At 58.3% G+C, this 20,462-nt stretch carries 19 protein-coding genes; 14 read left to right on the forward strand and 5 right to left on the reverse strand.

Annotation, left to right across the window (positions count from 1 at the left end):
* Positions 1-108: 108 nt before the first annotated feature.
* Positions 109-1,803 carry a lactate permease LctP family transporter gene (locus KJF94_RS00315; RefSeq protein ID WP_214380576.1) on the reverse strand — a complete coding sequence of 565 codons (1,695 nt, stop codon included), beginning with the start codon at positions 1,801-1,803 and terminating at the stop codon, positions 109-111.
* A gap of 261 nt (positions 1,804-2,064) precedes the next feature.
* On the opposite strand from KJF94_RS00315, the gene KJF94_RS00320 reads away from it, so the two are divergent.
* Positions 2,065-2,832: a GntR family transcriptional regulator gene (locus KJF94_RS00320; RefSeq protein WP_214380577.1), complete on the forward strand. Its 768-nt coding sequence runs from the start codon at positions 2,065-2,067 to the stop codon at positions 2,830-2,832.
* Between the two features lie 163 nt (positions 2,833-2,995).
* Here the strand turns inward: KJF94_RS00320 and smpB are convergent, their stop codons facing one another.
* Positions 2,996-3,478, reverse strand: a complete 483-nt coding sequence (gene smpB / locus KJF94_RS00325; RefSeq protein ID WP_008029800.1) for an SsrA-binding protein SmpB — start codon at positions 3,476-3,478, stop codon at positions 2,996-2,998.
* 118 nt (positions 3,479-3,596) lie between these two features.
* Here smpB and KJF94_RS00330 point away from each other — a divergent pair, with 118 nt between their 5' ends.
* From KJF94_RS00330 to KJF94_RS00340, 3 genes are read left to right on the forward strand one after another with little or no spacing between them, the layout of a single operon-like run.
* Positions 3,597-5,000, forward strand: a complete 1,404-nt coding sequence (locus tag KJF94_RS00330; RefSeq protein ID WP_214380578.1) for a sodium-dependent transporter — start codon at positions 3,597-3,599, stop codon at positions 4,998-5,000.
* Between the two features lie 7 nt (positions 5,001-5,007).
* On the forward strand, positions 5,008-5,442 hold the full coding sequence (locus KJF94_RS00335; protein ID WP_214380579.1) for a type II toxin-antitoxin system RatA family toxin: 435 nt from the start codon (positions 5,008-5,010) through the stop codon (positions 5,440-5,442).
* Positions 5,435-5,749 carry an RnfH family protein gene (locus KJF94_RS00340; protein ID WP_214380580.1) on the forward strand — a complete coding sequence of 105 codons (315 nt, stop codon included), beginning with the start codon at positions 5,435-5,437 and terminating at the stop codon, positions 5,747-5,749. The genes KJF94_RS00335 and KJF94_RS00340 overlap by 8 nt, the downstream gene beginning before the upstream one ends.
* Before the next feature lie 61 nt (positions 5,750-5,810).
* On the opposite strand, the gene KJF94_RS00345 is transcribed toward KJF94_RS00340, so the two are convergent.
* Positions 5,811-6,338: an outer membrane protein assembly factor BamE gene (locus KJF94_RS00345; RefSeq protein WP_214380581.1), complete on the reverse strand. Its 528-nt coding sequence runs from the start codon at positions 6,336-6,338 to the stop codon at positions 5,811-5,813.
* 97 nt (positions 6,339-6,435) lie between these two features.
* Between KJF94_RS00345 and fur the strand changes: the two genes are divergently transcribed.
* Positions 6,436-6,840: a ferric iron uptake transcriptional regulator gene (fur, locus tag KJF94_RS00350; RefSeq protein WP_003197684.1), complete on the forward strand. Its 405-nt coding sequence runs from the start codon at positions 6,436-6,438 to the stop codon at positions 6,838-6,840.
* Positions 6,841-6,915: 75 nt separating this feature from the next.
* Here the strand turns inward: fur and recN are convergent, their stop codons facing one another.
* Positions 6,916-8,589, reverse strand: coding sequence for a DNA repair protein RecN (recN, locus tag KJF94_RS00355; protein ID WP_214380582.1), 1,674 nt, complete (start codon positions 8,587-8,589; stop codon positions 6,916-6,918).
* A gap of 241 nt (positions 8,590-8,830) precedes the next feature.
* Here recN and grpE point away from each other — a divergent pair, with 241 nt between their 5' ends.
* From grpE to KJF94_RS00395, 8 genes are all read left to right on the forward strand, one after another.
* Positions 8,831-9,397, forward strand: a complete 567-nt coding sequence (grpE, locus tag KJF94_RS00360) for a nucleotide exchange factor GrpE (RefSeq protein ID WP_007942899.1) — start codon at positions 8,831-8,833, stop codon at positions 9,395-9,397.
* Positions 9,398-9,499: 102 nt separating this feature from the next.
* The gene (gene dnaK, locus KJF94_RS00365; protein WP_214380583.1) at positions 9,500-11,416 is read left to right on the forward strand and encodes a molecular chaperone DnaK; all 1,917 of its coding nucleotides are present in this window, start codon (positions 9,500-9,502) and stop codon (positions 11,414-11,416) included.
* A gap of 297 nt (positions 11,417-11,713) precedes the next feature.
* Complete coding sequence (dnaJ, locus tag KJF94_RS00370; protein ID WP_214380584.1) at positions 11,714-12,838, forward strand: molecular chaperone DnaJ; 1,125 nt, start codon at positions 11,714-11,716, stop codon at positions 12,836-12,838.
* Between the two features lie 9 nt (positions 12,839-12,847).
* Positions 12,848-13,654 carry a 4-hydroxy-tetrahydrodipicolinate reductase gene (gene dapB / locus KJF94_RS00375; protein ID WP_214380585.1) on the forward strand — a complete coding sequence of 269 codons (807 nt, stop codon included), beginning with the start codon at positions 12,848-12,850 and terminating at the stop codon, positions 13,652-13,654.
* Positions 13,655-13,912: 258 nt separating this feature from the next.
* Positions 13,913-15,049: a glutamine-hydrolyzing carbamoyl-phosphate synthase small subunit gene (gene carA, locus KJF94_RS00380; protein WP_214380586.1), complete on the forward strand. Its 1,137-nt coding sequence runs from the start codon at positions 13,913-13,915 to the stop codon at positions 15,047-15,049.
* A gap of 118 nt (positions 15,050-15,167) precedes the next feature.
* A complete protein-coding gene (gene carB / locus KJF94_RS00385) occupies positions 15,168-18,389 on the forward strand; it encodes a carbamoyl-phosphate synthase large subunit (RefSeq protein ID WP_214380587.1) in 3,222 nt (1,073 codons plus the stop codon).
* Complete coding sequence (gene greA / locus KJF94_RS00390; protein WP_150633542.1) at positions 18,386-18,862, forward strand: transcription elongation factor GreA; 477 nt, start codon at positions 18,386-18,388, stop codon at positions 18,860-18,862. Before carB ends, greA begins: the two co-directional genes overlap by 4 nt.
* A gap of 45 nt (positions 18,863-18,907) precedes the next feature.
* Positions 18,908-19,291, forward strand: a complete 384-nt coding sequence (locus KJF94_RS00395) for an MFS transporter (protein ID WP_214384671.1) — start codon at positions 18,908-18,910, stop codon at positions 19,289-19,291.
* A gap of 9 nt (positions 19,292-19,300) precedes the next feature.
* On the opposite strand, the gene KJF94_RS00400 is transcribed toward KJF94_RS00395, so the two are convergent.
* On the reverse strand, positions 19,301-19,609 hold the full coding sequence (locus tag KJF94_RS00400; RefSeq protein WP_007942889.1) for a YhbY family RNA-binding protein: 309 nt from the start codon (positions 19,607-19,609) through the stop codon (positions 19,301-19,303).
* A 101-nt stretch (positions 19,610-19,710) separates the two neighbouring features.
* Here KJF94_RS00400 and rlmE point away from each other — a divergent pair, with 101 nt between their 5' ends.
* On the forward strand, positions 19,711-20,340 hold the full coding sequence (gene rlmE, locus KJF94_RS00405) for a 23S rRNA (uridine(2552)-2'-O)-methyltransferase RlmE (RefSeq protein ID WP_007900501.1): 630 nt from the start codon (positions 19,711-19,713) through the stop codon (positions 20,338-20,340).
* The last annotated feature ends 122 nt before the right edge of the window (positions 20,341-20,462 follow it).

The raw sequence follows: 20,462 nt of genomic DNA on the forward strand, positions 1-20,462 counted from the left end.
GCTGAAATATAGAGAGTGTTTCTTTCAGCAGCCTTACAGACCGGGTTGTGGATAGCTGACGCCGGAATCGTGGTCCGGCGTCGGTTTTTGCTGTTTGTCTTGTAGTACTTAGTGCACCAGCATGCCGGTGAACCAGTAGGCCTGAGCCAGGGTGATCAAGCCGACGATCGTTGCAAAGAACAGGCTGTGCTTGAGGGTGAAGCGGAACAGATCCGACTCCTTGCCCACCAGTCCGGTCGCGGCGCAGGCCACGGCGATCGATTGTGGCGAGATCATCTTGCCGGTTACGCCGCCGCTGGTGTTCGCCGCGACCAGCAAGGTGTCGCTGACGCCGATCTGGTGTGCGGTAGTCGCCTGCAACGAGCTGAACAGCGCGTTGGAAGAGGTATCGGAACCTGTGAGGAACACACCCAGCCAGCCGAGGAACGGCGAGAAGAATGGGAACGCTGCGCCGGTACCTGCCAGTACCAGGGCCATGGTCGAGGACATGCCCGAGTAGTTGGTGACGAAGGCAAACGCCAGCACCATGCCGATGGACAGAATCGGCCAACGCAGCTCGTAGAAGGTTTCTTTCAAAGTGGTCAGACCAGTTTTGAAGTTGATCTTCAGTACCAGCATCGAGATCAGCGCGGAGAAGAAAATCGCCGTGCCGGTCGCGGAAATCGGATCGAGTTTGAACACGGCCGGAATGGCGGTTGGCGCGGTCACGATCGGTGCGACTTTGATCACCATTTGATCCAGGTGCGGGATCGCGAAGTTGAACACCCAGCTGTACATCGAGCCGCCAGCGGCAAACATTGCCTTGAACGGTTTCAGGGTCCAGATGGTGACCAGTACGGTGAGGATCAGGAACGGCGACCACGCTTTGAAGATTTCACCAAGGCTGTAAGGCGAAGCCACGGTTGTGCGCGGCTGGCCGAAACCACCGGCGCTGGCAGTCACAACGGAGGCCGAGACCGCCCCCGCGATGTGTTGGCCTGCAGCGCGTTTTGGCTGCCAGACTTTCAGGAACAGCGTCAGGGAGATCAGGCTGGCCAGGGCCGAGGTGATGTCCGGCAACTCAGGACCGATGAAGTTCGAGGTGAAATATTGGGTGATGGCAAAGCTCAAGCCAGCGACCAGCGCTGCCGGCCAGGTTTCCCGCACGCCGCGCAGGCCATCCATCATGAACACCAGCCAGAACGGTACGAACAGCGACAGCAGCGGCAGTTGGCGGCCGGTCATGGCGCCGATCTTGAATGCATCGATACCGGTCACTTGCCCGGCGACGATAATTGGAATCCCCAAGGCACCGAACGCCACCGGCGCGGTGTTGGCGATCAGGCACAAGCCCGCGGCGTACAACGGATTGAATCCCAGTCCTACAAGCAGTGCGGCTGTAATCGCTACCGGTGCGCCGAAACCGGCTGCACCTTCAAGGAACGCACCGAAGCAGAAACCGATCAGCAGCACCTGCAAGCGCTGGTCGTCGGTGATCGACAGGACGGAGCTGCGAATCACCTCGAACTGACCACTCTTGACCGTCAGTTTGTAGAGGAATACAGCGGCCACGATGATCCACGCAATCGGCCAAAGACCGTAAGCGAAGCCATACCCGGCGGCGGCGAATGCCATGTCGACCGGCATCTGGAAAGCGAAGATGGCGACCGCAATGGACAAGGCCAGCGTGATGCTGCCGGCCACATGCCCTTTGAGCCGGAACACGGCCAGCGCCAGAAAGAAAAACACGATGGGAATGACGGCGGCGAGCGCGGAAAAGCCGAGGCTGCCAAGCGGGGTATAGAGCTGTTGCCAGGTTTGCATATGGGGTGGCCCCTAATTGTTGTTGGTCATGCACTGTCAGCGTTCTTGGCTAATTGGTAATACCAATTTACAATCGCTGTTCGCTAGGGTAAAAGCCTTGTAGGCGGTGTGTCAATTTGCCGCCCTAAAACTTTTGTCGAACAAGTGCTGTGGCTCCCGAGTGATGCGCTCGAACAAATGCCGTCGGGTAGGTGCTGGCACAGCGCCGATAGGCCAGAATAGAGAGCCCGGCGAGCCGTCGGGGACGTGGAGAATTGAGTTATGGGGTTTGATCAAATTCGTCAGCGCCGTTTGTCTGACGATATTGTCGAGCAGCTCGAGGGGATGATTCTCGAGGGCACGCTGAAGGCAGGTGAACGCTTGCCGGCAGAACGCGCGCTGGCCGAGCAGTTCGGCGTGTCACGCCCTTCATTGCGCGAAGCGATTCAGAAACTGGCGGCCAAGGGTTTGCTGGTCAGTCGCCAGGGCGGCGGAAATTATGTGGTGGAATCACTGGGCACGACCTTCAGTGATCCGCTTCTTCATCTGCTGGAAAGCAATCCCGAGGCCCAGCGTGATCTGCTGGAGTTTCGCCACACCCTGGAAGCGTCCTGCGCCTATTACGCAGCGCTGCGCGCCACGGATGTCGATCGCGAGCGACTGACCGCGGCCTTTAATGAGCTGCAGGATTGCTACACGCGTCACGATGAAGTGAGTCGGGCGGAAGAGGGCGCGGCGGATGCGAAATTTCACCTGGCCATCGCCGAGGCCAGTCACAACGCGGTGTTGCTGCACACCATTCGCGGGCTGTTCGACCTGCTCAAGCGCAACGTGGTGACCAACATCGGCGGTATGTACAAACAGCGCACTGAAACCCGTGACATGCTGATCACGCAGCATCGGGAGTTGTACCTGGCGATTATCGAAGGAAGGGCAGAGCAGGCGCGGGAAGTCTCCAGTCGACACATTTTGTATGTGCAGGAAGTGCTGGAAGAGGTGCGTCAGGAAGTGCAGCGCATGGCCCGGGCGGAGCGGCGCAAGGGAATGTAGGTTGGTCGATGGGGACACTGTGGCGAGGGAGCTTGCTCCCGCTGGGGCGCGAAGCGGCCCCTTTAACCAGCCAACACAGATTCTACAGACAGAATATGTTTGCCGGATTGCGACTGCTGCGCAGCCGAGCGGGAGCAAGCTCCCTCGCCACAGGTCGAAGGAATTATTCTTCCTTGCCCTTGTTGCGCACCGCTCGCTGCAACTCGCGACCGGCGTCGCGTTCGCGTTCGGTATCACGCTTGTCGTATTCCTTCTTGCCCTTGCCCAGCGCAATCTCGCACTTGACCATGTGCTTGCTCCAGTACCAGGACAGGCACACGCAGGCGTAACCCTTTTGCTGCACGGCGGCGGCCAGCTTTTCCAGCTCGCGGCGGTTGAGCAGCAATTTACGGGTGCGCGTCGGATCAGCAATGACGTGGGTGCTGGCGGTCGTCAGGGGCGTAATGTGGCTGCCGAGCAGCCAGGCTTCCCCATCCTTGAGCAGTACATAACTGTCAACCAGCTGTAGCTTGCTCGCCCGCAGACTTTTTACTTCCCAGCCGGCCAGGACCAGACCAGCCTCGAACCGATGTTCGATGAAGTAATCGTGTCGCGCCTTTTTATTTTGCGCGATGGTCCCTGTTGGGTGTTTCTTCTGTTTAGCCATAGGGGCGGCATTATAGGGAGTTGCAAGCGAGTCGGCTACGGTGACGCAGCGTGCTTGAGCAGGTTGATTGAATCCCGGACAATGCGCCCTCTTTTTTCAATGCTTGGACGTGGTAACGATGTCGACAGACAAGGTTTCTGTCCACGGCAGTTGGGCTAGCCGCTGGGTCTTCATACTCGCCGCGACCGGTTCGGCCGTGGGCCTGGGTAGCATCTGGAAGTTCCCGTACATGGTCGGGGTCTACGGCGGCGGTGCGTTTGTGTTGATGTTCCTGGCCTGTATCGCACTGATCGGTGTACCGGTCATGCTGGCGGAAACCCTGATCGGCCGGCGCGCCCGGCAAAGTCCGGCCAACGCCTTGAAGGTGCTGGCGCTGGAGGCGGGGCATTCGGGAAAGTGGTCCTGGGGCGCTTTCGCCGGGATGATCACGGCGCTGCTGATCCTGTCTTTCTATAGCGTTGTCGGCGGCTGGTCGCTGGATTACATCATCGACATGGGGCGCGGCGATTTCCAGGGTGTAACGCCCGATCAGGTTGGCGCTTACTTTGGCAAGGTGATCGCCGATCCATGGCGCCTGACACTTTGGCACACGATTTTTATGCTGCTGTCCGCCATTGTGATCGCCAAAGGCGTCGTCGCCGGGCTTGAACGCAGCCTGCGCATCATGATGCCGTTGCTCTTTGTGATGATTCTGGTGCTGCTGGGTTACAGCATGACCACCGGCCATTTCATGGAAGGCGTGCATTTCATGTTCGACTTCCACCCGGAAAAAGTCCTCGACGGCTTGCTGCCCGCCATGGGGCATGCGTTCTTCTCCCTCAGCGTGGGTGTGGGTTCGATCATGATCTACGGCGCTTACATGCCAAAGGACTCGTCGATTTCAGGCACCGTCGTCGGAGTAGCGCTGCTCGATACCTTTGTTTCTCTCGTGGCCGGCCTGGCGTTGTTTCCAATAGTGTTTGCTGCCGGCCTGAATCCAAGTGAAGGCCCTGGTCTGATGTTCGTCAGCCTGCCATTTGCCTTTGGTAACGTAGCGTTCGGCCAGTTGATGGGCGTAGTGTTCTTCGTGCTGGTCGCGATTGCAGCCTGGAGTTCGGCTATTTCGTTGCTGGAGCCGATGGTGGCTTACCTGGTTGAACGTACTAAAGTCAGTCGCGCCTGGGTGACATTCTGGCTGGCGTTTACGTGCTGGTTTGTCGGTCTGGGCACGGTGTTTTCCTTCAATATCTGGAAGGAAGCCAAGTTTTTCGTGAACGAAGGCGGGATGTTCCATCTCTATCAATGGGGTGCGGCCGGCGGCCTGGATTTCTTTGGGGTGATCGATTTCTTTACCTCGCGGATCATGCTGCCACTCGGTGGTTTGTGTTTCGTGGTGTTTGCGGGCTGGGTGATGGGGCGTGAAGCGGTGCGCGACGAGCTGTCGATCCGCAGCCCCATGCTGTTCACTCTGTCCCTGTTTTTGATGCGCTATGTGGCGCCCATCGGCATTCTTGTAGTGTTTGCCGCCCAGCTGTGGAAGTGACGCTGACATGACGACACACATTCAACGTTCGGCTTTGCTGCCGTATCCGGCGCAAACGCTGTATGACCTGGTCAATGACGTGGCGCGTTACCCGGAGTTTCTGCCGTGGTGCTCGTCGGCCGAAGTCCTGGAAAGCTCTCCCGAGCATATGCGCGCGAGCGTTGGCGTGGCCAAGGGTGGCCTCAGTCAGCATTTCGTGACGCGCAACACGCTGGTGCCCGGGCAATCGATCGAAATGAATCTCGAGGAGGGCCCGTTCACTCAGTTGCACGGCATCTGGGTGTTCAAGGCGTTGACCGACAAGGCCTGCAAGATCAGCCTGGACCTTTCGTTCGACTACGCCGGGCCGATCGTTCGCGCGACCCTGGGGCCGTTGTTCAATCAGGCGGCCAATACGCTGGTGGATGCGTTCTGCCAGCGCGCCAAGCAGATGCATGGTTGAGGTCGTGATCGAAGTCGAGGTGGTGTATGCCGCCGTTGATCGTCAAGTGCTTCTAAGTGTGACGGTGGCAGCGGGGGCGTCAGTGCGGGCGGCTTTGCTGGCGTCGGGGGTAGACCGCGAGTTTCCTGAGCTGGATCTGGCTGAATGTGCTGTGGGGATATTCGGCAAGGTGGTCGTCGATCCTGATACTCGCCAGCTTCAGGCGGGGGATCGCATCGAGATTTATCGGCCGCTGCTGGCTGATCCGAAAGAGGTTCGCCGGCTTCGCGCGGCCAAGGCTGCCGAGGCCAAAGCGCGGAATCAGTGAGGCGTTTAAACGCCAGGCAATAAAAAACCCGGACATTCCGGGTTTTTTATTGCGTCGCAAATTATTGCGGCGAGGTTTCCAGCGGTTCTGGTGTCGGGACCGGAACGGTTTCTACGCCGTCCACGTCCTTCTGGATCTGATCCAGCAACGAACCCGGCTTGACCGGTTTTTCCGGTTTCGGCTTCTCGGCGTTTTCAGCAGGAGCGGTCACGTTAGTGCCACTGTCCTTGCCGAGAATGGCTTCGTCCCGGCTCACGCCTGGCATGAAATCACCAGAGAGGCTGACAAGTTGGTCATTTGGGTTGAAGATAACGCTAATGCGTTCCTGTTGGCGTTCACCGCCACCCGGCTGCAGGCTGTACAGATAATCCCAGCGATCGGCATGGAACGTGTCGGTCAACAGGGGGTTGCCCATAATAAACCGTACTTGCTTACGGGTCATTCCCGGGCGTAACTGGTTTATCATGTCCTGCGTGACGACATTGCCCTGCTGGATGTCGATTTTGTAAACCCCGGGGAATGAACAACCGGCGAGTGCGAGCAGTCCCACAAAGGTGAAACTGGTTAGCAAGAGCTTGGTGTTTTGCATCGGTGGGCGACTTCCACTATCTTGGCTGGGACAACGTAAACGCCGATCATACCCGCATTAAGAGAAGCTGCGAAGCAGCATCGCGAGAAAGCTGACCATGGTTGAAAATAGCGAACTACGCAAAGCCGGTCTCAAAGTGACCCTTCCACGGGTCAAGATTCTGCAAATGCTCGATTCCGCCGAGCAACGCCACATGAGTGCCGAGGATGTTTACAAGGCGCTGATGGAGGCTGGTGAGGACGTCGGTCTGGCCACGGTTTACCGTGTACTGACTCAGTTCGAGGCAGCTGGCCTTGTTGTGCGGCACAACTTCGACGGAGGCCATGCGGTCTTCGAGCTGGATGACGGCAAGCATCACGACCATATGGTCAACGTCGAAACCAGCGAAGTGATCGAATTCTTCGACGAAGAAATCGAGCGCCTGCAGAAAGCCATCGTCGACAAATACGGTTTCGAGATGGTTGATCACAATCTGGTGCTGTACGTACGCAAGAAAAAGTAAGCATGTCGCGCGAATTTCACATTCGCGAAACGAGCGAAGGCGACCCCAGGGTCGCCTTCGTGCTTTCTGCCGTTCCTAAATTTTTGCGGTAACGACCATCTTTTTCGCGTGGGCCAGGGATTCCTTGGTCAGGTCGATACCCCCCAGCATCCGTGCGACTTCTTCGACACGATCATTCTTGCTGAGCTTGGAGACGGCCGTGTGGGTCGCATCCTCGCCACGGACCTTGTGTACAAACAGATGCTGATGACCCTGCGCCGCCACTTGTGGCAAGTGAGTGACCGTCAACACCTGCCCGCGCTCGCCAAGACGTCGCAGCAGCTGGCCGACAATCTCCGCGGTCGGTCCGCCGATACCCACGTCCACTTCGTCGAATACCAGGGTTGGTACGCGTGAAGTCTGCGCGGTGATCACCTGAATCGCGAGGCTGATCCGCGACAGCTCACCACCCGAGGCTACTTTGGCCAGCGCTTTCAAGGGCTGGCCGGGGTTGGCACTGACCAGTAACTCGACTTGTTCCAGCCCGTTGGGCAGTAATTCATCGCTGCCGTTGGGGCGCAATTCGATGGTGAAACGACCGCCGGGCATACCCAGACGCTGAATTTCCTGCTCCACGGCGCTGGCTAGACTCGTGGACGCTTGATGGCGCAGATCGCTCAGCTCCCGAGCCTTCTCCTGATAATGGCGGGCATAAGAGGCCAGCTCATCACTCAGTCGCTCAATGGATTCATCATTGGCATTCAGGGTTTCAATTTCATCCAGCAATCGCTGCTGCATCTCGGCCACCTCGGTGGGCTGGATGCGGTGTTTGCGCGCCATGGTGTAGATCGCATCGAGGCGTTCTTCCAGGTACTGCAGGCGCGCCGGGTCGGCATCGAAGTTATCGAGGAAGCGATTCAGCTCGCCCACGGCTTCTTCTACCTGAATCTGCGCACTGGTCAGCAAGCTGCTGGCTTCGCCCAGCGCGCCAATCGAGTTGTTCACGCTGGACAGGCGATTGAGGCTGGCGGTCAGGGCATTCAGGACATTGCCGGAATCACTCTCGCTGCATTGTTCGACCACTTGTCGGCAGATGCCCAGCAGGGTTTCGGCGTTGGTCAGGTTCTTGTGTTCCTGCTCCAACTGCTCCAGTTCGTTTTCACCGAGGCCGAGATTTTCCAGTTCTTCGAGTTGATAACTGAGCAATTGGTGGCGGGCGCGCTGCTCGTCACCGGAGTTCGACAGGCGTTCCAGCTCCTGGCGGGTTTGGCGCCAGCGCTGGGCGGCGAGCTGAACCTGACGGGCAAGGTCGGTGGCGCCGGCATACTCGTCGAGCAGGCGGCGGTGAGTATCGGTCTTGAGCAGGGATTGGTGTTCATGCTGGCTGTGGATATCAATCAGTAACTCGCCCAGAGACTTGAGGTCACCGAGCGGGCAGGGCGTGCCGTTGATATAGCCGCGCGAGCGTCCTTCGGCGGTGATCACCCGGCGAAGGATGCACGGGCCATCGCTTTCGAGGTCGCGCTCGGCCAGCCAGGCACTGGCTTCCGGAATGTCGACCAGGTCGAAGGTGGCCAGGATGTCGGCCTTGTCGGCGCCGGGGCGGACTACGCCACTGTCGGCGCGATCGCCCAGGGTCAGGCCGAGGGCGTCGAGCATGATCGACTTGCCGGCGCCGGTTTCCCCTGTGATCACGCTCATCCCGCGATCGAGTTCGAGATCGAGATGTTCAACGATGGCGTAGTTGTGTACGGACAGGTGCACCAGCATAAAGGCCGCTCCCAGGCTTTAGGTCTGGTTATTTATACAGTGTTTTATTTGCGCCTGACAATGCCCTCGCTTAGCTCGATTTGCTTGATCCGACGAAATCGTTAGCGCAACGAGAAATGAAAATGCAGCTGTTTTTTGTAGGGTTAATCATAACAAGCCCCTTGAAGCTGATTTTTGCGGCCCCATATACCCGGACAGAAGCGCGAGTTGAGCTCGCGGACGAAATTGAAAGGAGAAATCTATGGCTGACGAACAGACAGTGGATACGCAAAATCAAGATGCCAACCAGGGCTCCGCGGCTTCGGGTGAAGACCTCGCGGCTCGTGTACAAGTGCTCGAAGAGCAACTGGCAGGCGCGCAGGATCAGGCTTTGCGTGTTGCCGCCGATCTGCAGAACGTCCGCCGTCGCGCCGAGCAGGATGTAGAAAAAGCGCACAAATTCGCCCTGGAAAAATTCGCAGGCGATTTGCTGCCGATCATCGACAGCCTGGAGCGTGGTCTGGAGTTGTCCAACCCGGACGACGAAAGCATCCGTCCAATGCGCGAAGGCATCGAGCTGACCCTGAAAATGTTCCAGGACACCCTGAAGCGTTATCAGCTGGAAGCGATCGATCCGCATGGCGAACCGTTCAACGCCGTTCAGCATCAGGCAATGGCCATGCAGGAAAGCGCCGACGTAGAGCCGAACAGCGTGCTCAAGGTGTTCCAGAAGGGCTATCAGCTCAACGGTCGTCTGCTGCGCCCGGCCATGGTCGTGGTCAGCAAGGCCCCTGCGCCGGTTTCGCCTTCGATTGACGAGCAGGCTTGAAATTAGCCGCAAGGCCCCCATTTAGAAGTCAAGCGTTTAAGTGCTACCGCAGTTAGCCACCACTGCTGCGGCAACCAAATCCAAAGTTTCGGGAGAGTGAACATGGGCAAAATTATCGGTATCGACCTGGGGACTACCAACTCCTGCGTCTCCGTACTTGAAAACGGCGTAGCCAAAGTAATCGAAAACGCCGAAGGCGCGCGTACCACGCCGTCGATCATCGCTTACGCCAACGATGGCGAAATCCTGGTTGGCCAGTCGGCCAAGCGTCAGGCTGTGACCAATCCGCACAACACCCTGTATGCGGTGAAGCGTCTGATCGGTCGTAAGTTCGACGAAGAAGTCGTACAGAAAGACATCAAGATGGTCCCTTACAAAATCGCCAAGGCTGACAACGGCGACGCGTGGGTAGAAGTGAACGGCCAGAAAATGTCGCCGCCACAAATCTCGGCTGAAATTCTGAAGAAAATGAAGAAGACCGCCGAAGACTACCTCGGCGAGCCAGTGACCGAAGCGGTGATCACCGTTCCGGCCTACTTCAACGACAGCCAGCGTCAGGCGACCAAAGACGCCGGCCGCATCGCGGGCCTGGACGTTAAACGTATCATCAACGAGCCGACCGCAGCCGCTCTGGCTTACGGTATGGACAAGGCGAAAGGCGATCACACCGTGATCGTTTACGACCTGGGCGGCGGTACTTTCGACGTTTCCGTGATCGAAATCGCTGAAGTCGATGGCGAGCACCAGTTCGAAGTATTGGCCACCAACGGTGACACGTTCCTTGGCGGTGAAGACTTTGACATTCGTCTGATCGACTACCTCGTCGACGAATTCAAGAAAGAAAGCGGCATGAACCTCAAAGGTGACCCGCTGGCCATGCAGCGCCTGAAAGAAGCCGCTGAAAAAGCCAAGATCGAACTGTCCTCGAGCATGTCGACCGACGTGAACCTGCCGTACATCACTGCAGACGCCACCGGTCCTAAACACTTGAACGTGAAAATCTCCCGCGCCAAGCTCGAAGCGCTGGTAGAAGACCTGGTTCAACGCACCATCGAACCTTGCCGCATCGCTCTGAAAGACTCCGGCATCGACGTTGGCGCCATCAACGACGTGATCCTGGTCGGCGGTCAGACCCGTATGCCACTGGTTCAGAAACTGGTGACCGAGTTCTTCGGTAAAGAAGCACGTAAAGACGTGAACCCGGACGAAGCCGTTGCCATGGGTGCTGCCATCCAGGGCGCCGTATTGGCCGGTGACGTGAAAGACGTTCTGTTGCTCGACGTCAGTCCGCTGACCCTGGGTATCGAAACCATGGGTGGCGTGATGACCGCGCTGATCGAGAAAAACACCACGATTCCTACCAAGAAATCGCAAGTGTTCTCGACTGCCGACGACAATCAGGGCGCCGTGACCATTCACGTGCTGCAAGGCGAGCGTAAGCAAGCCGCTCAGAACAAGTCTTTGGGCAAGTTCGACCTGGCCGAGATTCCACCAGCACCACGTGGCGTGCCACAAATCGAAGTGACCTTCGACATCGACGCCAACGGCATTCTGCATGTAGGCGCCAAAGACAAGGCCACCGGCAAGGCTCAGTCGATCGTGATCAAGGCAAACTCCGGTTTGTCTGATGAAGAGATCGAGAAAATGATTCGCGATGCTGAAGCGAACTCCGAGGAAGACCGCAAGTTCGAAGAGCTGGCTACTGCCCGCAACCAAGGCGATGCACTGGTTCACTCGACTCGCAAAATGGTCGCGGAAGCAGGCGATAAAGTGACTGCTGAAGAGAAGACTGCAATCGAAGCCGCCGTGGTTGCCCTGGAAGCCGCCGTAAAAGGCGACGACAAGGCTGCCATCGAAGCCAAGGTTGAGGAGCTGTCGAAAGTCTCCGCTCCAGTGGCGCAGAAGATGTACGCCGAACAGGCTCAGCCTGCTGAAGGCGCTGCACCGCAAGGCGAATCGGCTGAGAAGGCTGACGACGTTGTCGATGCCGAGTTCGAAGAAGTCAAAGACCACAAGTAAGTTAGTGGTCGCCCGGTTGACTGCCTTAAGGCGGTGACTGGTAGGATGTCGCCGCGCGGGAGCTTGCTCCCGCGTTGGCGTGTCTGGAGTACACGAATTTTTACAGCATGCGACAGCGGTCGTATGTTGGCGGTATGGCCGAAGATGCTCCTGCTTTTCGAGCCGAAAGTACTGCAATGAATCAAAGACCAGGATCGTTGAATTGACGTGAGTTGGGTCCGGGCCTGTATTGGGGCTCAGCGAGTTTGGCGAGGCTCAGGAGAGGTTTGCCGAACGTCCTTAAGAGTGCAAAGACTTATGGCAAAGCGTGACTATTACGAAGTATTGGGTGTTGAGCGTGGCTCGAGCGAAGCGGACCTGAAAAAGGCCTACCGTCGCCTGGCGATGAAGCACCACCCGGACCGTAATCCCGATGACAAAGCGTCGGAAGAGATGTTCAAAGAGGCCAACGAGGCCTACGAAGTGCTGTCCGATTCCAGCAAGCGCGCGGCGTACGACCAGTATGGTCATGCCGGTGTCGACCCAAGCATGGGTGGCGGCGGTGCCGGGTTTGGCGGTCAGAACTTCTCCGACATCTTTGGCGATGTCTTCAGTGACTTCTTCGGTGGCGGTCGCGGCGGTGCTCGTGGCGGTGCCCAGCGCGGCAGCGACTTGCGTTATACCCTGGAGCTGAATCTGGAAGAGGCGGTGCGCGGTACCACCGTTAACATCCGCGTTCCGACACTGGTCAACTGCAAGCCATGCGATGGCTCGGGTGCCAAGAAAGGCTCCTCGCCGGTCACCTGCCCGACGTGCGGCGGTATCGGTCAAGTCCGCATGCAGCAAGGTTTCTTCTCGGTGCAACAGACCTGCCCGCGCTGCCATGGTCAGGGCAAGATCATTTCCGATCCGTGCAGCTCCTGCAACGGTGACGGTCGCGTTGAAGAGTACAAGACCCTTTCCGTGAAAGTGCCGGCCGGTGTCGACACTGGTGACCGCATTCGTCTGTCCGGCGAAGGCGAGGCGGGTGCTCAGGGCGGTCCGACTGGCGACCTGTACGTGGTGATCAATGTGCGCGAGCACGCGATCTTCCAGCGCGATGGCAAGCACTTGTTCTGCGAAGTGCCGATCAGCTTCGTCGATGCGGCGCTGGGTGGCGAGCTCGAGATTCCGACTCTTGATGGTCGGGTCAAACTGAAAATCCCTGAAGGGACTCAGACCGGCAAACAATTCCGTGTGCGCGGCAAAGGCGTTGCGCCGGTGCGTGGTGGCGGTGCCGGTGACCTGATGTGCCGTGTGGCGGTCGAAACCCCGGTCAACCTGGGTCGTCGTCAGCGCGAATTGCTGGAGGAATTCCGCAGCTCGCTGGCGGACGACAACAGCCATTCACCGAAAACCACCGGTTGGTTCGAAGGCGTGAAGCGCTTCTTCGGCGATCTGTAAGGAGTGAGCATGCGACGTATAGCTGTGATGGGCGCTGCTGGCCGCATGGGCAAAATCCTGGTCGAAGCTGTGCAGCAACGCGCACCGCTGACCGGTCTGACAGCCGCCATCGTACGCCCTGGCAGCACGCTGATTGGTGTGGATGCCGGTGAGCTGGCTTCGTTGGGGCGTATCGGCGTGCCGCTGTCCAGTCATGTGGAAGCGGTGGCAGAAGAATTCGATGTGTTGATCGACTTCACGCTCCCGGAAGTCATGCTGAAAAACCTGGCGTTCTGCCGTAAGGCAGGCAAGGCCATGGTCATCGGCACGACCGGGCTGGACGCTGCACAGAAGCAATTGCTGGTCGAGGCGGGCAAGGACATTCCTATCGTGTTCGCGGCCAATTTCAGTGTCGGCGTGAACCTGTCGCTGAAGCTGCTCGACATGGCTGCTCGCGTGCTGGGTGATGAGGCGGACATCGAGATCATCGAGGCTCACCATCGGCACAAGATCGACGCGCCTTCGGGCACGGCCTTGCGCATGGGTGAGGTGATTGCCAGCGCGCTGGATCGTGACCTGCAGAAGGTCGCGGTCTACGGACGTGAAGGCCACACCGGTGCGCGTGAACGTGAAACGATCGGTTTTGCCACTGTTCGCGGCGGTGATGTGGTCGGTGATCACACGGTATTGTTTGCCTGTGAGGGCGAGCGCCTCGAAATCACGCACAAGGCGTCGAGTCGCATGACTTTCGCCAAGGGCGCGGTGCGTGCGGCGTTGTGGCTGGACGGTCGCGAGCCTGGCCTCTACGACATGCAAGACGTGCTCGACCTGCGTTAAGATGCAGCCGAAACCGGGTTCCAACCCAGCGATGGGGCCCGGTTTTATTACGCCAAGCGACGTCCTGTCGCATTCTCCAGCCTTTAGGGCTCATTGGCGGTAGACCAAAAATGCCTTTTTCTGTAAGCTACAGCTTTAGTGTGTTCACTAAAAGCGCGCAGAATAATTCAGTGAATGAGCGGGGTGACGTGTCCATACGTCACTCCGCTTTTTTACACCTGCGATCGCCCTTTCAGGCTTTATTTACGGGAGGTCTTCTTGACTAAGCCAGCCATACTCGCCCTTGCTGATGGCAGCATTTTTCGCGGCGAAGCCATTGGAGCCGACGGTCAAACCGTTGGTGAGGTGGTGTTTAACACCGCAATGACCGGCTATCAGGAAATCCTTACCGATCCTTCCTACGCCCAACAGATCGTTACCCTGACTTACCCGCACATCGGCAACACCGGCACCACGCCGGAAGACGCCGAGTCCGACCGCGTCTGGTCCGCTGGCCTGGTTATCCGTGACCTGCCACTGGTTGCGAGCAACTGGCGTAACACGATGTCCCTGTCCGATTACCTGAAAGCCAATAACGTTGTGGCCATCGCCGGTATCGACACCCGCCGCCTGACGCGCATCCTGCGTGAAAAAGGCGCGCAGAACGGCTGCATCATGGCCGGTGACAACATTTCCGAAGAAGCGGCCATCGCCGCGGCTCAAGGCTTCCCTGGCCTCAAAGGCATGGACCTGGCGAAAGTCGTCAGCACCAAAGAAACCTACGAATGGCGCTCGACTGTCTGGGACTTGAAAACCGACAGCCATGCGACCATCGACGCCTCCGAGCTGCCGTACCACGTGGTTGCCTACGACTACGGCGTCAAGCTGAACATCCTGCGCATGCTGGTCGAGCGCGGTTGCCGCGTCACCGTGGTGCCGGCTCAAACGCCTGCCGCTGACGTGCTGGCGATGAAACCGGACGGCGTGTTTCTGTCCAACGGCCCTGGCGACCCGGAGCCTTGCGACTACGCGATCCAGGCGATCAAGGATGTGCTGGAAACCGAGATTCCGGTCTTCGGTATCTGCCTCGGTCACCAACTGCTGGCCCTGGCCTCCGGCGCCAAGACCCTGAAAATGGGTCACGGCCACCACGGTGCCAACCACCCGGTCCAGGATCTGGACAGCGGTGTGGTGATGATCACCAGCCAGAACCACGGTTTTGCGGTAGACGAAGCGACCCTGCCAGCCAACGTTCGCGCGATTCACAAATCGCTGTTCGACGGCACACTGCAAGGCATCGAGCGCACCGACAAGAGCGCCTTCAGCTTCCAGGGTCACCCGGAAGCCAGCCCTGGCCCGAACGACGTAGCGCCACTGTTCGATCGCTTCATCAACGAAATGGCCAAGCGACGCTGATCGCTCGCCTTGATGGTGCAAGGCTTGAGGGCGGTCCCGACACCGGCGGCCCCCTCAAGGCTTCAAAGATTGAACAAGACGGCTTGCCGACTGACCTGCGGATTTGAGTGACAAACCCATGCCAAAACGTACAGACATTAAAAGCATCCTGATTCTCGGCGCTGGCCCGATCGTTATCGGCCAGGCCTGCGAATTCGACTACTCCGGCGCCCAGGCCTGCAAAGCCCTGCGCGAGGAGGGTTACCGCGTCATCCTGGTGAACTCCAACCCGGCGACCATCATGACCGACCCGGACATGGCCGACGCCACGTACATCGAGCCGATCAAGTGGCAGACCGTTGCCAAGATCATCGAAAAAGAGCGTCCGGACGCGCTGCTGCCGACCATGGGTGGCCAGACCGCTCTGAACTGCGCACTGGACCTGGAGCGCGAAGGCGTTCTGGAGAAGTTCGGCGTAGAGATGATCGGCGCCAACGCTGACACCATCGACAAGGCTGAAGACCGTTCGCGCTTCGACAAGGCGATGAAATCCATTGGCCTGGACTGCCCGCGTTCGGGTATCGCCCACAGCATGGAAGAGGCCAACGCGGTTCTTGAGCGTCTGGGCTTCCCGTGCATCATCCGTCCGTCCTTCACCATGGGCGGCACCGGTGGCGGTATCGCTTACAACCGTGAAGAATTCGAAGAAATCTGCGCCCGTGGTCTGGACCTGTCGCCAACCAAAGAGCTGCTGATCGACGAATCCCTGATCGGTTGGAAAGAATACGAGATGGAGGTTGTCCGCGATAAGAAGGACAACTGCATCATCGTTTGCTCCATCGAAAACTTTGACCCGATGGGCGTGCACACCGGTGACTCGATCACTGTTGCGCCAGCACAGACCCTGACGGACAAGGAATACCAGATCATGCGTAACGCCTCATTGGCGGTACTGCGTGAGATCGGCGTGGAAACCGGCGGCTCCAACGTTCAGTTTGGCATCTGCCCGGACACTGGCCGCATGGTCGTGATCGAGATGAACCCGCGTGTTTCCCGCTCTTCGGCACTGGCCTCGAAAGCCACTGGTTTCCCGATTGCGCGTATCGCTGCCAAGCTGGCGATCGGCTACACCCTCGACGAACTGTCGAACGAAATCACCGGCGGCGCTACTCCTGCGTCCTTCGAGCCGTCCATCGACTACGTCGTGACCAAGCTGCCACGTTTTGCCTTCGAGAAATTCCCGAAGGCCGACGCACGCCTGACCACTCAAATGAAGTCGGTCGGTGAAGTCATGGCCATCGGCCGGACCTTCCAGGAATCCCTGCAGAAAGCCCTGCGCGGCCTGGAAGTGGGCGTTTGCGGTCTGGACGAGAAGGTTGATCTGAGCAACCCGGAAAGCATGAGCGTGCTCAAGCGCGAACTGACCGTTCCGGGCGCCGAGCGTATCTGGTACGTGGCTGACGCCTTCCGCGCCGGCCTGTCGGTCGAAGACATCTTCGGCATGAACATGATTGATCCGTGGTTCCTGGTGCAGATCGAAGATCTGATCAAGGAAGAAGAGAAGGTCAAGACCCTGGGTCTGGCCAGCATCGACCGCGACGTGATGTTCCGCCTCAAGCGCAAAGGCTTCTCCGACATGCGTCTGGCCAAGCTGCTGGGCGTGACCGAGAAGGCCCTGCGTCGTCACCGTCACAAGCTCGAGGTTTACCCGGTCTACAAGCGCGTTGACACCTGCGCAGCCGAGTTCGCCACCGACACCGCTTACCTCTACTCGACGTACGAGGAAGAGTGCGAAGCCGCACCGTCGGGTCGCGACAAGATCATGATCCTCGGCGGCGGTCCAAACCGTATCGGCCAGGGCATCGAGTTCGACTACTGCTGCGTACACGCGGCACTGGCCCTGCGCGATGACGGTTACGAGACCATCATGGTCAACTGCAACCCGGAAACCGTTTCCACCGACTACGACACCTCCGATCGCCTGTACTTCGAGCCAGTAACCCTGGAAGACGTACTGGAAATCGTCCGCGTCGAGAAGCCGAAAGGTGTGATCGTCCAGTACGGCGGCCAGACTCCATTGAAACTGGCTCGCGCTCTGGAAGAAGCCGGTGTGCCGATCATCGGCACCAGCCCTGACGCCATCGACCGTGCCGAAGACCGTGAGCGTTTCCAGCAGATGGTTGAGCGCCTGAACCTGCGTCAGCCGCCAAACGCCACCGTGCGTAGCGAAGACGAAGCGATTCGTGCCGCTGCCAAGATCGGTTACCCGCTGGTGGTGCGTCCGTCCTACGTACTGGGCGGTCGTGCGATGGAAATCGTTTACGAAGAAGAAGAACTCAAGCGCTACCTGCGTGACGCGGTGAAAGTGTCCAACGACAGCCCGGTGCTGCTCGACCACTTCCTCAACTGCGCCATCGAAATGGACGTGGATGCGGTCTGCGACGGCACCGACGTGGTGATCGGCGCGATCATGCAGCACATCGAGCAGGCCGGCGTTCACTCCGGTGACTCCGCGTGCTCCCTGCCGCCGTACTCGCTGCCTGCCCACATCCAGGACGAGATGCGCGAACAGGTCAAGAAAATGGCTCTGGAACTGGGCGTAGTCGGCCTGATGAACGTTCAGTTGGCGCTGCAAGGCGAAGACATCTACGTCATCGAAGTCAACCCGCGCGCTTCCCGTACCGTACCGTTCGTGTCCAAGTGCATCGGTGTTTCCCTGGCAATGATCGCGGCACGCGTCATGGCCGGTAAAACCCTGAAAGAAATCGGCTTCACCAAAGAAATCATTCCGAACTTCTACAGCGTGAAAGAGGCGGTCTTCCCGTTCGCCAAATTCCCTGGCGTGGACCCAATCCTGGGCCCAGAGATGAAGTCCACCGGTGAAGTGATGGGCGTGGGCGACACCTTCGGCGAAGCATTCGCCAAAGCTCAAATGGGCGCCAGCGAAGTGCTGCCGACCGGCGGTACTGCGTTCATCAGCGTGCGTGACGACGACAAGCCACTGGTTGCAGGCGTGGCCCGTGATCTGATCAACTTGGGCTTCGAAGTGGTTGCCACTGCCGGTACTGCCAAGCTGATCGAAGCCGCAGGCCTGAAAGTGCGTCGTGTTAACAAGGTGACCGAAGGCCGTCCTCACGTGGTCGACATGATCAAGAATGACGAAGTCACCCTGATCATCAACACCACTGAAGGTCGCCAGTCGATCGCTGACTCGTACTCCATTCGTCGTAATGCCTTGCAGCACAAAATCTACTGCACCACCACCATTGCTGCTGGCGAAGCCATCTGCGAAGCGCTGAAGTTCGGTCCCGAGAAGACCGTGCGCCGCTTGCAGGATCTACACGCAGGATTGAAGGCATGATCAAGTACCCAATGACCGTCCAGGGCGCGAAAGCCCTGGAAGAAGAACACGCTCACCTGACCAAGGTCGTCCGTCCGAAGCTCAGCCAGGACATCGGCACGGCCCGCGAGTTGGGTGACTTGAAGGAAAACGCCGAGTACCACGCTGCTCGCGAGCAGCAAGGTATGGTCGAGGCGCGGATCCGTGACATCGAAGGCCGGATTCAGAATCAGGTCATCATCGACGTCACGACCATTCCTCACACCGGCAAAGTGATTTTCGGCACCACTGTTGAAATCGCCAACGTCGAGACGGATGAGCGCGTCACTTACCACATCGTGGGTGAGGATGAGGCTGACTTCAAACTCGGCAAGATTTCGGTAGGTTCGCCATTGGCCCGCGCCTTGATTGCCAAGGAAGAGGGTGATGTCGTCGCCGTGAAAACGCCTGGTGGCGTTATCGAGTACGAGATTGTCGAAGTTCGTCACATCTAAACGCAGACGCCCGCTTCGTGCGGGCGCGATGCTTTGGCAACTCAGATGTTGTGGGTCGGCGGCCTGTGGCTGTTACATATCGGTCTGCTGCCGGTGCTGGGCCAAATTGGCCTGGCGCCGCTGCTGATCGACGAAATTGCAGGCATGCTGAACTCGCTGATGGTGGGATTCGCCGCAGCGTGCGTGATTTTTCAGGCTTTGGTGCTGGTTCAGGCCGAGGGCCTTGCCAGTCTATGGCGCGATATTCGTGGGCAACTGCTGATGATGGCGCTGTATGCGTGCGCGATGTATGTCGCGGTGCGTGTCGGCTGGCCGGATGCGGTGCGTTGGCAGGTGTTCAGTTATCTGGTTCTGGGTTTTTCCGGGCTGGTGCTGGTACTGCAGCCAGTGCCTGGATGGAGTGGCAGGGTGCGCGAAGCACACCCTTGACCCTTGCCATCATTTGAAGCGATGGACGTTCGACAGCTGCTTGTTGACGCTGAAGTTCTTGCGGTAAATCAGTGCCATCTTGCCGATGACCTGAACCAGATCCGCTTTGCCGACCTTGCAGAGTTCTGCAATGGACGCCAGGCGCGATTCGCGATCGAGGATGTTGAGCTTGATTTTGATCAGCTCGTGATCCGCCAAAGCGCGTTCAAGTTCGGCTAACACACCTTCAGTCAAACCGTTGTCAGCCACAATCAAAACTGGTTTCAGATGGTGGCCAATGGATTTGTACTGTTTCTTCTGCTCTTGAGTGAGCGGCATAATCTGACCCTTTAGTCTGGATTCTGTAAAATGGCGGCCATTTTACCCGAGGGTTCGTGGATCCGCCCAATTAATCACGACCCTTATCATCGAGGTGCCCAATGGCGCGTTCCAAGACAAGCCTTGGTTGGCTGAAAAGACATGTCAATGATCCCTATGTGAAGCAGGCGCAGAAGGATGGTTACCGCTCGCGTGCGAGTTACAAGCTTCTGGAGGTCCAGGAGAAATACAAGCTGATCCGTCCGGGTATGAGCGTTGTCGACCTGGGTGCGGCGCCCGGCGGCTGGTCGCAGGTCACTAGTCGGCTGATCGGTGGTCAGGGGCGTCTGATCGCCTCGGACATCCTGGAAATGGACAGCATTCCGGACGTGACTTTCATCCAGGGTGACTTCACCCAAGACGAAGTGCTCGCTCAGATCCTCGAAGCCGTGGGTAATTCGCAGGTGGACCTTGTGATTTCCGATATGGCCCCCAATATGAGTGGTACGCCTGAGGTGGACATGCCAAAAGCCATGTTTCTATGTGAGCTGGCTCTTGATCTGGCGGCTCGGATACTCAAGCCGGGTGGTAATTTCGTGATCAAGGTGTTTCAGGGCGAAGGGTTTGATGCTTACGTGAAGGACGCTCGTCAGAAATTCGACAAGGTCCAGATGATCAAGCCGGACTCTTCCCGTGGCAGTTCCCGCGAGCAATACATGCTGGCTTGGGGCTACCGCGGCCGTAGTGAGTAAATCGAGGTTTTTTTGCGGGCCGATAGGATTTTCGTATTTCGCCCCGCGAGCATTAGCGAATACTGTGTAGAAAGTGTTTCACAAAGGGTTACAGACGGCGCCTGCCAGAGCCGTAGGTAATG

The sequence above is a fragment of the Pseudomonas hormoni genome (assembly GCF_018502625.1).
Classification (GTDB): domain Bacteria; phylum Pseudomonadota; class Gammaproteobacteria; order Pseudomonadales; family Pseudomonadaceae; genus Aquipseudomonas; species Aquipseudomonas hormoni.